We start from the raw sequence: 13,640 nt of genomic DNA, 5'->3' as shown, positions 1-13,640 counted from the left end.
CGCTGTCCCCGCTGTCCCCGCCGCCGCGGGTCAGCCGCGGGCCATGGCGATGACGCCGGAGAGGCGTTCGCCGGCCTCGTAGATCATGTACGGCACGCCGCGGTCGGTGCCGAACGCCGGGGCCGCGGCGCGGCCGTTCTCGGGGCCCGTGGTGCGGGAGTCGTAGAACACGCCGAGGTGGCTGCGGCGGGAGAAGTCGGCGCCGACCTCGGTGATCAGGATGTTCCCGCCGCTGCCCTTGTCCGTGTGGTAGACGACGTACGCGCTGCCGCCCCGCTCCAGCAGATGCGCGCCGGAGACGTCGGAGGCGCCGACGGCGGCGTGGTCGATGAGCGGCGCGGGGTCGAACGTCCAGGTGCGGCCGTCGGCCGACCAGCCCCAGCCGATGTCGCGGTGGTTGCTGCGGTCGTTGCGCATGAAGAGCATGACGTAGTGGGCGCCGCGGCCCGGCAGTTCGTACGGGAAGACGCGGGCGTAGGACGTCTCGGTGGTGCCGGCGGGAAGCATCGCGGTGGTGAGCACGGTCTTGTCGTACGTGAAGGAGATGCCGTCCTTGGAGCGGGCGAGGCGGGTGGTGTTGTTCTCGCCGTGGAAGTAGAGCCACAGCTCGCGGCGCCCGGCGTGCCACATGACGTGGGGGGAGGAGACGTGGCTGACGCTGTAGTGCGGGGACCAGACGTTGCCGACGACCGGGTTGCGCGGGTACTCGGTGAACGGCCCCTCCAGGGAGTCGCCGTAGGCGAGGCAGATGCCGCCGGGGTTCTCGTGGGGGGCGTAGTAGAGGTAGTAGCGGCCGAGCGGGGCGGAGAGGCGGTCGTAGACGCCGCGGACGCAGGGGAAGATGATCTCGCCGCTGGGGTTGTACGAGAGCTGCCCGGGGACCAGCAGCGTGCGCACGTACCGGTAGTCGGGGAACCCTCCGGGCGCGGCGGCCGCCGGGGCGGCGCCGGCCCTGCCGAGGGCGATCAGGCCGCCGCCGGCGGTGGCGGCGGACGCGGCGGAGGCGGTGCGCAGGAAGCGGCGGCGGTCGAGTGTCATGGGGGCTCCTCTGTCGGCTGCGGGGGGTGGGCGGCTGCGCGCGACGCGTACTGCTCATACGCACGAGCGGCGGGAGCGGGACCGAGAAGGGCGGCGGCTAATGCGTATTACCGGGACTGTGCCGCCACCCTCCGAAGGCCGTCAAGGCAACCCGCAAGCTAATCACGGGTAATCACCCCCGCCCCGTACGGGAACCGCCGAACCACCTTCCCCGGGTCAGGGGTTCGGGGGCGGGTGGTAGCCCGTTTGCTGTTCGATGCGGTGGGCTTCGGCCGTGTGGCGGGCGGCCCTGTCGGGGGCGTTCGCCGCGTGGGCTGTCGCCGCCAGGGCCGTCAGGGCGCGGTGGGCGGTGAGGGGGAGGTCCAGTTCGCGGGCCGTGGCCAGGGCGAGTTCGGCGTGGTCCGCGGCCGTGGCCACCTCGCCGCGGGCGAGGTGGAGGGGGGCCAGGGCGGCGTGGGCTTCGGCCTGCTGGTGGCGGAAGCCGCAGCGGCGGGTGACGGCCAGGGCCGCCGTGAGGTGGTCCGTGGCCGGGGTGAGGTGGCCGCCGAGGCCCTGGACGGTCGCGAGGGCGATCAGGGCGTCCACCTCCTGGCTCGGGTCACCGACCTCGCGGGCGGCCCTGAGCGCTTGCTCGGCATGGGACTCGGCGAGGTCGGGGCGGCCCCTGCCGAGGTGGGCGCCGGCCAGGGCCCCGTGGGCACCGGCGTCGTGCTTGCGGGCGCGGTGCTCCCGGCTCAGCCGCAGCGCCCCGGCGGCATCCGCCAGCGCCTCTTCGTACCGCCCCAGATAGCTGTGGATCAGCGCGCGGTTGATCAGCGGGGCGATGGTGCGCGGCGGCTGCCCCCGGCGCAGGCAGAGCTCGATCGCCTCGGTGGTGCGGTCGAGCCCGCGGTCGAGTTCGCCGAGGTACGCGTGGATCAGGCCGACGATGTTGAGCGCCCTGCCCAGTTGCAGCGGCTTGTCGAGACCACGGATCACCTCTATGCCGGCTTCCTGGAAGCGCAGGGCCTCACGCATCTCACCGCGCTGCCCCGCGTGCACGGACAGGTTGCCCAGAATGGCCGCCTCGCCGGTCGCCAGGCCGCTGGCCCGGTAGTCGTCCCGTGCGCGGTGCAGGGCTTCGAGGGCGGCGTCGGAGTCGCCGGTGCTCTGCCGAAGCAGCCCCAGGCTGTGGTACATCGCCCCGCGGGCCGCCACCTCGCCGCACTCCGCCGCCGCCCGCAGCCCGGCGGTGGCCGCCGCGTCCCATTCGGGCTGGTGGCCGCAGTAGTAGAAGAACATCCGCAGTTGGTCGGTCAGTTGCCAGGCGATCTCGTACGGTCCCGACGCGGCGGCGCGGCCGACGACGGCGACGATGTTGGCCCGCTCCGCGTCGAGCCAGGTGAGCGCCTGCGCCCCGGTGCGGAACCCGGCGGACGTGCGGCGCCGCCGGGGGAGCTGGGGGAAGCCGGCGAAGTCGAAGGCCGTGGCGGCGTCCACGGAGTCCAGGTACCAGGCGCACAGCCGCCGCCACGCCGCCTCCGCGTCCGGGTCGGCGGCCGCCCGCTCGGCGGCGTACAGCCGCAGCAGGTCGTGGAACTGGAACCGGTCGGCGCCCGTGTGCTGCACCAGACCCGCGGTCGCCAGCCGGTCCAGCGGCTCCTCGGCCGCGGCGGGCGGGCAGCCGAGCAGCGCGGCGGCCGACGCCGCCGTGAAGTCCGGCCCCGGGTGCAGCCCGAGCAGGCCGAACAGCCGGGCGGCGGCCGGCTCCAGGGCGGCGTAGGAGTGGTCGAAGGCGGTACGGACCGCGGCCTCGCGGTCGCCGGCGATGGACAGCTTGGCCAGCCGCCCGTCACCGGCCAGCTCGTCCGCGTACGCCTCCAGGGAACGCCCGGGCCGCGCCGCCAGGTTGGCCGCGCCGATCCGCAGCGCCAGCGGCAGCCGGGCGCACAGCTCCGCCAGCCGCGCCGCCGCCGCGGGCTCGGCGGCGACGCGCCGCTCGCCGAGGATGCCGGCGAGCAGGTCCCCGGCCTCGCCGGGGCGCAGCACGTCCAGCGGTACGGGGTGCGCCGCATGACTGGCCGTCAGGCCCCGCAGGTCGGAGCGGCTGGTGACGAGCACCGCGACGCCCGCGGTGCCGGGCAGCAGGGGGCGTACCTGCTCGGCGTCCGCGGCGTCGTCGAGCACCAGCAGCACGCGGCGGTCGGCGACCCGGCCGCGGAACGCCCCGGCGCGGTCCTCCAGCGACTCGGGGACGGCGGCGGCGTCCTCGCCGGAGACGCGCAGCAGGCCGGCGAGGACGTCGGCGGGGTCCCGGGGGCGTTCGCGGGTGCCCTGGAGCCGTACGTACCACTGGCCGTCGGGGAACGCCTGCCGCAGCCGGTGGCCGAGGTGGACGGCCAGCGCCGACTTGCCGACCCCCGGCGAGCCGGAGACGACGACGGGCGCGGCGTCGGGGGACTCCAGCAGCTCCGCGAGGCGGGTGACGAGGTCGGTGCGGCCGGCGAAGCCCCGTACGGCAGGAGGCAGTTGGCACTGCGACAGCCAGGCGGGCGGAGTGGACTCCGGCCGCCGGGCCGGGGCCGCCCGGGCGGACTCCGGCACGCTCAGCTCCGGGTCGCCGCCCAGCACCGCCTGGTGCACCTGCTGGAGCCGCCGGCCAGGATCGATGCCCAGCTCCTCGGCGAGCAGGCGGCGGATGCGCCGGTAGTGGTCGAGCGCGTCGGCGGGGCGGCCGCAGCGGTAGAGGGCGGTCATGTACTGGGCGGCCAGCCGCTCGTCGAGCGGGTGGGCGGCGCTGCGCGCGGCGAGTTCGGTGAGCAGCGCGGCGTGGTCGCCGAGGCGCAGCCGCACGTCGGCGCAGTCCAGCTCCGCGGCGAGCAACTCCTTGGTGAGGGCTTCGCGTACGCCGTTGAACCACGGGGTGTCGACGCCGGGGAACGGCAGGCCGCGCCAGAGCGCGAGCGCCTCGCGGAAGAGTTCGGCGGCCCCGGCACCGGCATCGGCCCCGGCCCCGCCATCGGCCGTCGCCGTCGCGGCGCGGGCCCGGGTGAGGAGCAGGCGGAAGCGGTGGACGTCCACCGAGTCGGCGGGTCCGACGGTCAGTTCGTAGCCGTCGGCGCTGCGGGCGAGGGCCGCCTGCGAGCCGGTGAGGGCACGGCGCAGCCGGGACAGGTAGCTGTACAGCGTCTCCGTGGCCCGTTGCGGCGCGGTGTATCCCCACACCCGGTGGACGAGCTGCGCCGTGGGCACCGCGCGGCCGGCGTCGAGCAGCAGTGCGGCGAGTACGCTCCGCTGCCGCGCGGGCCCGAGGTCGACCGGACGGCCGTCGGCTGCCACGGCCTCGATCCGGCCGAGCAGGTGAAACTCCATGCGCGTCCTCGTCTGCCTGGCCGCCCGCCCGGCGGCTCTACCAGCGGATTCTAGGTGCCTGCAAGGTTCGCACCAGGTGCGTTCCGCATCGTGGATCACGTCACCGGCCGCGGGGGCCGTCACTCGGGGAACGGCCGCGCGCTCGCCGATGCGCGCGCGGGGCCGGGTTCCACCGATCGGGGGACGATCATGCTCCGCATCCACTTCCGCGACGCCGACCTGGCCAGAACGCGCCTCGCCGACGCGCCGGATCCCCTCTGGGAGATCGCCGTCAGCCTGCACCGGCTGCAGACGAGCAGGGGCCGGTACGCGCACGCCGCGTGGTACCGCATGGCCCGCCGGATGCTGCGCGAGCGCGGCCTGGAGCGGGCGGTGCGCGAGACCCTCCTCCCGCTGTACCCGCGGGCGCGGTACTTCCCGGACTTCCTGACGCCCGGTCAGGCGCCGGGCGAGTCCGTCACGTCGTTCCGCGAAGGCGCGGAGCTGCTGCTCGCGGCGCCACCGGGCCGGGTGCGCGGCGAAGTCGGCCGCCTCGCCCGTACGGTCGGCGCCCCGGCGTGGGCGCAGAAGCTGGCGGAGACGGGGGAGCGCAGGGAGTTCGTACGGCTCCTGCGCGCGTACTACGAAGCCGTCGTCGAACCCTGGTCCGACCACATCTGGGCCCGGCTCGAAGCCGAGCGGACCGCCCGCGTCCGCGGGCTGCTGGACGGCGGCGCGGAGGGGATGCTCGCCGGCCTCGCGCCGGCGATGCGCTGGCGCGCACCGGTGCTGGAGGTGCGCTACCCCGCCGGGGTGGACCGGGACCTTCGCCTGGACGGGCGGGGTCTGACGCTCGTGCCGTCGTACTTCGCAGCCGACGCCCCCGTGAGCCTCGCGGACCCCGAACTCCCGCCCGTCCTCTGGTACCCGGTCCACCACCGGCAGGCCCCCGTACCCCCCGGTCCCGGCCTTCCCCCGGAGCAGCGGCTCGCCGCGCTCCTCGGCCGGGCCCGGGCGGCCGTCCTGCACGCCACCGCGCATGGCGCGACGACGGGTGAACTCGCCCGTGCCACCGGTGTCTCCGCCTCCGCGGCCAGCCGGCACGCGGGCACGCTGCGCGACGCGGGCCTGATCACCACGGTCCGCGACGGCGGCTCGGTGCTGCACACCCTCACCCCGGCGGGCGCGGCGGTGCTGCGCGCGTCCGGCGGGTCGGGTGCTCCGGGTGCTCCGGGCGGGACGGGCGCGGCGGCGGCCCGGCGGGTCGCGGACCGGACCGCGGACCGGAGTACGGCCCGGGGCCCGGCCCGGCGACCCGCCGCTGTGCGGATCCGGTGCGGCTGCGGGGCGACCGCGGGCGGCCGGACCGATCAGCCCGGATGAGTGGCGGAACCGGATGGCAGTGCCCTGACGCAGTTCGCCGTGCCGGGGGTGCCGGCGGGCTCGTCGCCCCCGCGGCCCCCCGCCACGCCCGGCAGCGGCAGCCGCAGCACCACCCCGCCCCGCCCGGTGATCCCGTCGACCCCGGTCTGCTGTGCGCCGGAGGCCGTGGCCGACTGGCCCCAGACCCTCTTCGCCACGGCAGAAGCCTTCATCTTCCTGCGCACGGTACGAATCCCCCATCTTGCAGTCCCCGTACGGACCTGCACGGGGTGCAACGCGGCGGACCGGGCCGTGTCCACCCGGCCCTCCGCGTTGCGGTCACCACCATCGCCCGGTGGGACCCCCGCGGACGACCCCTTTGCTCCCCACCGCAAACCCCCCCGGTCAACGCCCCGCGCCCGCTGCGCGGCACCACCCCGCCCGTCCCCGTCTTCCGCCGCCTCCCGCGCCCTCCCGCCGGCGCCCGCCCGTGGCGCCGGGCGGGGGCCTTGAGCGCGGGCCGAGTCCCGGTGGTCCGGGTGGACGGGAGCGGATAGTCTCAACTCCCGCCGTACGTAGGTATGTTCGGCCGTGACAAGACGAGGAGAGTGGGCAGTCATGCCTGACGAAGGACCCGCGATACCCGGCATTCCGACCGACCGCCCCACCTCGGCCCGCGCCTACGACTGGATGCTGGGCGGCAAGGACAACTACGAGGTCGACCGCGACATGATTCGCGCCGGGCTGCCGCGGTTCCCCGAGGGCGTCGACATCACCCGGCAGAACCGGCTCTTCCTCTACCGCGCGGTGCGCTACCTCGCGCACGAGGCCGGGATCCGGCAGTTCATCGACATGGGCTGCGGCCTGCCCACGAACAACAACGTGCACCAGGTGGCGCAGGAGATCGACAAGTCCGCCAACGTCGTCTACGTCGACATCGACCCCATCGTCCTCGCCCACGGCCGCGCGCTGCTCGCCGACGACGACTCCACCGTGGTGATCACGGCCGACATGCGCGACCAGGAGGTCGTCCTCGGCCATCCGGACCTCCAGCGGCTCATCGACTTCAACGAGCCGCTGGCCATCCTCTTCCTCTCCGTGCCCCACCACTTGGTCGACGCCGACGACCCGCGCACCATCCTGCGTACCATCATCGACCGGTCCGCGCCGGGCAGTTACCTCGCGATCTCCCAGGTCGTCACCGACGACGAGGAGCACGCCCGGGTCACGTCCGAGTACATGAACAACAACCGCGTCCCGTGGCAGACCCGCACCCCGCAGCAGGTGGACGCCTTCACCGACGGCCTGGAGCCGGTCTCCCCGGGCATGGTGAACCTGGCCGAGTGGCGCCCGGACCCGTCCCAGCCGCCGCTCCCGCCGGTCCCGCCGGAGCTGAAGGAGTACGTGGGCATCACGAAGGAGAGCAACAGGCTGTACGAGTACGGCGGTCTCCTCCGCAAGCCCTGACCAGACCCCAGACCCGGACCCGGCGGACCCCGCCGGGTCCGCCGCGCGCAATTTCCACGGGGGTCGAGAGTCGGCGCGGCCCCGCACGTCGCGGCAGGATGGGGTCCATGGGCGACCTGGAGACGACAGCGAAGACCCGCGCGAGAATGAGCAAGCAGCGGAGTCGCGACACGGACATCGAGATTGCAGTCCGCCGGACACTCCATGCCGCAGGGCTGCGCTACCGGGTCCACCGCCGCCCGCTCAAAGGCGTGCGCCGCGAGGCCGACATTCTCTTCGGTCCTGCGCGCGTCGCCGTTTTCGTCGACGGCTGCTTCTGGCACGGGTGCCCCGAACACGCGACTTGGCCGAAGAACAATGCAAAGTTCTGGCGCGAGAAGATCGAGAAGAATCGGGCCCGGGACGTCGACACCGATGCGCGTCTCGCCCGGGCCGGCTGGGCTTCGGTGCGTGTCTGGGAGCACGAGGACGCAGACGAGGCGTCCGATCGGATCGCCGCCTTGGTGCGGTCCCGGCGCAAGGCATAGCTCCCCGGACGTGGCGGAGGACGGCTTCGGTGGAAGTCTCCACCGGCTGCCACGCACCGACCGTCGCCCGGTTACACTTTCGCCACATGGCCAGCCTGGACACAGACGCCCCATTCCTTGAGCATCCGCACATTTTGGACCTTTTTGCCGGTCCGGGCGGTCTCGATGTGGCAGCGCGCATGATCGGCGTGGAGACGCTGGGAATCGAATGGGACAGGAACGCCTGTGAGACCCGCTACGAGGCAGGGCTTCGGACATGGCATGCGGACGTCAGTGCCGTGCGCCGGGAGAGATTCCACGAGCTGCCGAAAGATCTGAACGTGCTGGTCGGGGGGCCTCCGTGCCAGACGTACTCGGTGGCGGGCAACGGGGCGGGGCGAAAGGCGCTGAAGGAAGTCGAGGGGTTCGTCCGCGCACTGGTGAACGGTGACGACGACGAACTGATCGACAAGCAGTTGGAAGAGCTCGATGCCGATCCCAGGACTCCTTTGGTCCTGGAACCGCTCCGGTATGCGATCAAAGCGCTGACCTGTCCCAACCGTGAGGGGCGCGCGTTCGACGTGATCGTCTTGGAACAGGTGCCCGGGGTGAAGGCGCTCTGGGACGTCTATGCCGACGTCCTGCGTGCGGGGCTGCCGGGGAAGGACGGCGAGCGGGTCGGATACAACGTCGCCAAGGTCAGGACTCTGCACACCGAGGCCTACGGCGTCCCCCAGACCCGTCGCCGGACGATCCTGATGGCTCGGCTGGCCGACTACGCCGTGCCCCGATTGCCCATGCCCACACACCACACCTACGACCCGCGATTTCCCGGACGAGGCGGGTTCGAGTGCACGGAGAACACGGCTGCGGCCGGCCAGATCGCGCCGCCTCTGGGCGGGATGGAGCTGTCTCTCAAGCCCTGGGTCTCCATGGGGGAGGTGCTCAAGGCTCAGGAGGACGGGATCGATGGCGACCGGTTCGAAGGCCGCGACACCCCCTTCGAGATCGTCTCCAACTACGGCAGCGGTGGTGACCCGAAGAACCGTGGCGTCCGTACGCACAGGCAGCCCGCATTCACCGTGACGGGCAAGGTTTCTCGCAACGCGGTGTTCCGTGAGGACGGGAGGCCACACTCTCCCAACCGCTTGACCATTCGCGAGGCCGGCATTCTCCAGACCTTCCCGCCGGACTATCCCTGGTCGGGGGGAGACCGGTCGCAGCAGGTGGGTAATGCCGTGCCGCCCTTGTTCGGCATGCATGTGCTGGCTACGGCGCTCGGGTTGCCGCTTCCACCGGAGGAGAAGCTGCGGGAGGGGTGGCGGAAGGCGACGGACGAAGAGCGTCGCATTCTGCGGAAGGAGGGCTGCAAGGACGACGGGGAAACCTGCGGTCCGAACTGCCCACAGCCCGAGGATCAGGCCTCCACCGCCTCGGCGCGGCCTCGCACCGGGGCGTCTGTGAAGAGTTCGGAGAAGTACTCCACCAGCACGCTCACCGACGTCGGCGGAGCAGGATCTTCCTGAGGCCCGGTCGGAAGTGCGCTCCGCGACACTTGGCGGGCGATTTCCGCCTCGTCGATCCATTCCAGCAGCGGACGGGACTCACGCTCGGCATCGGGGGCGAGGAGGTCGTACATCAGCGTCGCCGCCGAGGCATTGACCGCTCCGAGAAGCGCGTTGACCTCACGGCCGGTGTTGATCACGCCCTTCTCGGCCAATCGTACGATCGCTTGAGCCGTGGGCCGGTGACTGATCACGGACATGCGTAGGGCAGTGTTCAGCACGTCCTGGTTGCCGCAGGCAACGACGACCGGCTCGTAGTCCGCGCCGTCGCGAAACAGCTCGGCCGCCCACCACAGGCGGGAAAATGCCTGCTTGTGGTACGGGCCGCGGAAGCGATCCGTGGCCACCCTGGCCGGCTTGCCGTCCCTCGTTTCCGACAGCCAGCGCCAGACGACGTGGTCGGGAGCGACTCCGAGGGCGAGGTAGTTCCACAACGCCGGATCTGCCGCTTCCTTCCGGCTCAGGCGCAGCGCTGCGTGCAGACGGGGAGCGAGCCAGGCGTCGGCCTGCGTCGGCCTGAGTCCTTCGCTCAGGCAGTGCGCCATGGCATCCTCGATCAGATCACGTACGGGCCGTAGATCACCGCGTCGCTCGTCGTGCGGCAGAGGCTCGGTGACTTCGTTGAGCCGGATGCTCGGCACCTCCTCACGGCCGGTGAGCAGCCCATCGGTGAGGAAGTCCAGTGCCTCCGTGTTGGTCAGCATCGCGAGACGTTCAGGGAGGTGCCCGGGCCGGCCGGTCATGCCTCGTCCCCTCGTGTGAGTCGCTCCAGGTCGCGGATGGTGGTGGAGAGCGTACGCGGGACGCCGGCCCGCCGGGACCCGGCGAAATGCACGCGGGGCTGGAGCTCGGCCCAACCGGCTGCCGCGGTCCCCGTCCGGGCCGCATGGACCACCCTCAGGGCCTCCTCCGGTGTGAGCTCGGGATACATGTCGGGCAACATCTCTCGCAACACCTCGCCTTGCCAGCCGTGCGGGAAGAGCGGGGAGCCGTCCTCTTCCATCTCCAGGTCTCCGACGGCGGAGTGGAAGACGGCGGTCCAGACCTCGCAGCACATCTGGGCGAGGAGGAGCTCACGAACGGTCTTCTCCGTACCGCTGCCGCCGTCGACGTCGAAAAGCTCGCCGAGCCCCTCGAAGTCGATGTTCACGTTCACCGCCGGGATCCGGCCCGTGGTGTCGACAGTCCAGGGAGAATCGGCGAACCGCCGGAGGCGGCTCGGCCCGGAGGCGAAGCGGACCATCTTGACCTCGAGTTCACGAGCGAGTGATGGCGCGTCCGCGACCACGTCGACGAACCAGTCCGTGTCCGAGGTGGCGATCACCCGACCGGGAACGCCCTCCACCGTGGCGACCACACTCATGGTGACGGAGGCTCGGTCGAGGACGTCGCATCGGTGGACATGGAGCTCGCCCGTCCTCTTTCGGCCGTCGGCGGAGATCGGCGACAGCTCCACCGCCGTTCGCATGTTCGTGGCTCTTTCGGTCAGGACGGCAACGACGGTCACGTCCTGCCAGGGGCCCTCGGGGTCGACCGCCTTCGCCGGAAGGTCCGCGGCGAGACGCAGTCGGGCCTCGGCCCAGTCCGGACGGTCCTCGTCGGGGCCGAGGGCGACCACACGCTCGACGGTGGAAACGTACTTGCTCTCCACGTCCTCCCAGGACGCGCCCTCGACCTTGAGCTGGGCACTCTCGACCCGCCACGGCACATTGCCTGAGAGCCGTCGATAGGGATAGACCTTCACACCTGTTCCCCCTTGCCGGTGCGGAGTTCGACGACGAGACCGGTGAGTTGGGCACGGACGGGATGGCGGGACACGTCGGTGATGCCCTGGAAGACCGCCTTGCGGTTGCCGGGAGTCAGCAGGAGGGCCCCGTCCACGACCTGGCAACCGCTGATCGCCACGAGTTCCTTCCAGGGCGCACTGGGGCGGGGCCCGGAGCGGACGTCGAACTTGGCGACGGGGGTGACGGGGCGATCCGTGTCGACCGTCGACGACATCCGCAGGTCGACGGTCACAGACCAGGCACCGGTCTCGTCGATCCGTGCATCCACGTTGTCCAACTCGGGCAGGGTGGTGGGTCCGCCCGCGCGACCTCGCTTCTTCGGTCCGCCGCCGACAGTCAACCGGCCGGCGATTGCGGCTTCGCCGCTCTTGCGGGTCTTCGCCCGGGACACGGCGACGAGTTCTCGCACCGCGTTGTTGGCGTTGGTCGTCAGGGAGTGGATGCGTCGGTACGCGGACGGCGAGTAGGCGAGACGCAACTCCTCCGTCTGCCCCCATTTGTTGTGCGAGGGCGGCTCGGAGGCCCGCAGGTACTCCTCCGCGGCATCCGCTCCGGGGGCATCCTGCCCGGCGGCCTGTCCGGTGAGCAAGATCGCCTGGAAGGGGTTGGTGCCGACGGGAAGGAACGTGACGGCGCTGTCCTTGACCGTCATTCGAGTGCCCCGCATGGAGACCAATCTGTTGTAGTCGCCGTCTGCGTCCTCGGCAGAGGTCACGAGGAGTACCGCCTCGTGGGCTACGCCACCGCGCGCCGGACCTCCGCGAAGGGGCACGTTCAACGGCACCGTGGCGCGGGCCACTTGCCCGGGAGCGGTGAGACGGGCGACGGTGTCGCCCTCCAGGAAGGCCCGCAGCGCACGGGTACGGGAAGGTTGGGTGACCGACGGGTCCACGCGCTCCTCGGCGATCAGCACCTCGCCGTTGCGGTAGGTACGCACGGACGCCTCGAGGTGCGGCTTGTGGGCACCGCCGCCTGTCATCGCAGCCCAGAAATTGCGGCCCAATGCCTCGACGAGTCTGGCGTGCATCCGATGGACGGACTCGTCGTCCTCGCCGGATGCCTCGTCTGTGGTGTCGGACGCCGGTACAAGGCTGGCGACGTCGTGAGCGCCGACGATCAGGAACGACGTACCGGCGGCCGAGCTGTCACGAGTGAGGTGCAGCCTGGCCACGGTCTCCTCGTCGGACCACCACGAGCGGGCCACGTCGCTGTTCGCCGCGTCGGGGTCGGCGCGGCCGAACCAGGCGGGACCGGCGAAGGCGACCCCGTCCACGTCGCGCCAGGGGAGGTCCAGCCGTCCGATCAGTCGACGTTCGGTACGACCTTCGTGAGGTTCGGAGAGAGTGGAGTTGATCAGTACGAGGCCGAGTCGGCTGGTCGCCCAGAGCGTGGCCTTGCCCAAGCCGTAGGAACCGCCTGCCCCGGTGCCCCGCTTGTGGCTGTCGAGTTGTCGGCGGACGACTGCGGCGAAACGCCCATTGCCGTAGTCGTCCCCCGTGAGACCTGCTGCGTTGTAGTCGTCGACGCGGAGCAGGACCAAGCGGTCGTGTCGGTACATGTCCCGCAGGCCGGCGGCAATGGTCCGGGAGACCTTGCCCTGCTTGCTGTCGTCCGCGGTGAGTGCTTCGTAGTGGGGGAGGAGGTGCTCCCAGTCGATCGCCTCGCGGAAGCCGGCCAGGGCCTCTCCCGTGAGTTCGTGCAAGGTGTAGCGGACCCGAACCGGCTCCGCGGAGTCCAGTCGCTCGTCGAGGCTGTTCTGTGTGGCTTCGCGTGCGAGTACCGACACGTCCGCGTGGAAGGCGAACGCCGCGGCGTTGCCGTACTCCCTCCCTCCGTCCGCTGGGGCCGGCCGGTGATACCAGGTGACGGGAAGGCCGGCCTGGGCGTCGGAGCTCCGCGAGTGGATGGTCTCCAGGTCCGTCTGCAGGACCTGGGCGATGCGGCGGATCGTCTCGTCGCGTGGGACGGAGCGACCGACGATCCAGGCCGACACGGCTGCGCGGGTCATCCCGAGCTCCACGGCCAACTCGGTCTGACTCTTCTTGGCGTTCCTGAGCTGACGTGCCAGCCAGGGGCCGAAGTCCTCAGCCGCCTCCACGTCCCACCTGCTTCCCTCGTGACCTTGATCGGTCGGTGGGAGTCACGGTACCGCATGTCTGTTGACACGTCGGAGCCTTGTCAAAAGATCTTTGACATGGGGATCCGCTGCCCGGATGTGCTTCGCCGTGAAAGATCGATATTGCGTCCGTGTTTGCCTGGGAAACCGGCGGAATGTGCCCGCGATTTCGAAAGTTCGATCGAGTCTCGCAGCCCTTGCGGCTCATCCCTTCCGTGTGCTAGACATGTGTTTCCGTAACCCCGCCGGAAACTCGGGGAAGTGCGGTATCTGTCCTCTCCGAGGGCACAGCCATATCATTTTCCGCGTTCATGGTGCCGAGTGGATGAGGCTCAGGGAGGGGCCTGCAGCCCGGACGTCCCATGGGAGTCTTAGGTTTGTCGCGCCCAGGGATTCGTCCATGCCGGTTCGTCAGCAGGTTTTTCTCTCGGGTGATGCGAAATCGTCCGGGATTTTTCATCGGAGCCAG

Annotated in this window: 10 protein-coding genes; 4 read left to right on the top strand and 6 right to left on the bottom strand. The window is 71.5% G+C overall.

Features of this window, described 5'->3' with window-relative positions:
• Positions 1 to 30 precede the first annotated feature (30 nt).
• The gene (locus ACFYVJ_RS00215; protein WP_388884857.1) at positions 31 to 1,038 is read right to left on the bottom strand and encodes a hypothetical protein; all 1,008 of its coding nucleotides are present in this window, start codon (positions 1,036 to 1,038) and stop codon (positions 31 to 33) included.
• Positions 1,039 to 1,254: 216 nt separating this feature from the next.
• On the bottom strand, positions 1,255 to 4,389 hold the full coding sequence (locus tag ACFYVJ_RS00210; protein WP_388884855.1) for a BTAD domain-containing putative transcriptional regulator: 3,135 nt from the start codon (positions 4,387 to 4,389) through the stop codon (positions 1,255 to 1,257).
• Between the two features lie 189 nt (positions 4,390 to 4,578).
• Between ACFYVJ_RS00210 and ACFYVJ_RS00205 the strand changes: the two genes are divergently transcribed.
• Positions 4,579 to 5,751 carry a MarR family transcriptional regulator gene (locus ACFYVJ_RS00205; protein WP_388884853.1) on the top strand — a complete coding sequence of 391 codons (1,173 nt, stop codon included), beginning with the start codon at positions 4,579 to 4,581 and terminating at the stop codon, positions 5,749 to 5,751.
• Here ACFYVJ_RS00205 and ACFYVJ_RS00200 read toward each other — a convergent pair.
• Positions 5,739 to 5,948 carry a hypothetical protein gene (locus ACFYVJ_RS00200; protein WP_388884851.1) on the bottom strand — a complete coding sequence of 70 codons (210 nt, stop codon included), beginning with the start codon at positions 5,946 to 5,948 and terminating at the stop codon, positions 5,739 to 5,741. The genes ACFYVJ_RS00205 and ACFYVJ_RS00200 overlap by 13 nt on opposite strands.
• A gap of 400 nt (positions 5,949 to 6,348) precedes the next feature.
• Here ACFYVJ_RS00200 and ACFYVJ_RS00195 point away from each other — a divergent pair, with 400 nt between their 5' ends.
• From ACFYVJ_RS00195 to ACFYVJ_RS00185, 3 genes are all read left to right on the top strand, one after another.
• The gene (locus tag ACFYVJ_RS00195; RefSeq protein WP_388884849.1) at positions 6,349 to 7,197 is read left to right on the top strand and encodes an SAM-dependent methyltransferase; all 849 of its coding nucleotides are present in this window, start codon (positions 6,349 to 6,351) and stop codon (positions 7,195 to 7,197) included.
• Positions 7,198 to 7,304: 107 nt separating this feature from the next.
• Positions 7,305 to 7,724, top strand: coding sequence for a very short patch repair endonuclease (locus tag ACFYVJ_RS00190; protein ID WP_388884847.1), 420 nt, complete (start codon positions 7,305 to 7,307; stop codon positions 7,722 to 7,724).
• Positions 7,725 to 7,810: 86 nt separating this feature from the next.
• Positions 7,811 to 9,229: a DNA cytosine methyltransferase gene (locus tag ACFYVJ_RS00185; protein ID WP_388884845.1), complete on the top strand. Its 1,419-nt coding sequence runs from the start codon at positions 7,811 to 7,813 to the stop codon at positions 9,227 to 9,229.
• Here the strand turns inward: ACFYVJ_RS00185 and ACFYVJ_RS00180 are convergent.
• The 3 genes from ACFYVJ_RS00180 to ACFYVJ_RS00170 are packed head-to-tail and all read right to left on the bottom strand — an operon-like array spanning position 9,121 to position 13,153.
• Positions 9,121 to 10,011: a DUF6339 family protein gene (locus ACFYVJ_RS00180; RefSeq protein ID WP_388884843.1), complete on the bottom strand. Its 891-nt coding sequence runs from the start codon at positions 10,009 to 10,011 to the stop codon at positions 9,121 to 9,123. The genes ACFYVJ_RS00185 and ACFYVJ_RS00180 overlap by 109 nt on opposite strands.
• Entirely contained in the window at positions 10,008 to 11,012 is a 1,005-nt protein-coding gene (locus tag ACFYVJ_RS00175) for a hypothetical protein (RefSeq protein ID WP_388884841.1), read from the bottom strand. Before ACFYVJ_RS00175 ends, ACFYVJ_RS00180 begins: the two co-directional genes overlap by 4 nt.
• Entirely contained in the window at positions 11,009 to 13,153 is a 2,145-nt protein-coding gene (locus ACFYVJ_RS00170) for a helix-turn-helix domain-containing protein (protein WP_388884839.1), read from the bottom strand. The genes ACFYVJ_RS00175 and ACFYVJ_RS00170 overlap by 4 nt, the downstream gene beginning before the upstream one ends.
• Between the last annotated feature and the right edge of the window lie 487 nt (positions 13,154 to 13,640).

Origin of the sequence: Streptomyces sp. NPDC004134 (assembly GCF_042874195.1) — a bacterium.
In the GTDB taxonomy this organism is placed as follows: domain Bacteria; phylum Actinomycetota; class Actinomycetes; order Streptomycetales; family Streptomycetaceae; genus Streptomyces.
This window is presented reverse-complemented; position numbering and strand designations above follow the sequence as displayed.

Bases quoted from the DNA above. Each gene is read 5' to 3' on its own strand.
- ACFYVJ_RS00215 (WP_388884857.1), bottom strand. From the start codon at position 1,038: ATGACACTCGACCGCCGCCGCTTCCTGCGCACCGCCTCCGCCGCGTCC.
- ACFYVJ_RS00210 (WP_388884855.1), bottom strand. From the start codon at position 4,389: ATGGAGTTTCACCTGCTCGGCCGGATCGAGGCCGTGGCAGCCGACGGC.
- ACFYVJ_RS00205 (WP_388884853.1), top strand. From the start codon at position 4,579: ATGCTCCGCATCCACTTCCGCGACGCCGACCTGGCCAGAACGCGCCTC.
- ACFYVJ_RS00195 (WP_388884849.1), top strand. From the start codon at position 6,349: ATGCCTGACGAAGGACCCGCGATACCCGGCATTCCGACCGACCGCCCC.
- ACFYVJ_RS00190 (WP_388884847.1), top strand. From the start codon at position 7,305: ATGGGCGACCTGGAGACGACAGCGAAGACCCGCGCGAGAATGAGCAAG.
- ACFYVJ_RS00185 (WP_388884845.1), top strand. From the start codon at position 7,811: ATGGCCAGCCTGGACACAGACGCCCCATTCCTTGAGCATCCGCACATT.
- ACFYVJ_RS00180 (WP_388884843.1), bottom strand. From the start codon at position 10,011: ATGACCGGCCGGCCCGGGCACCTCCCTGAACGTCTCGCGATGCTGACC.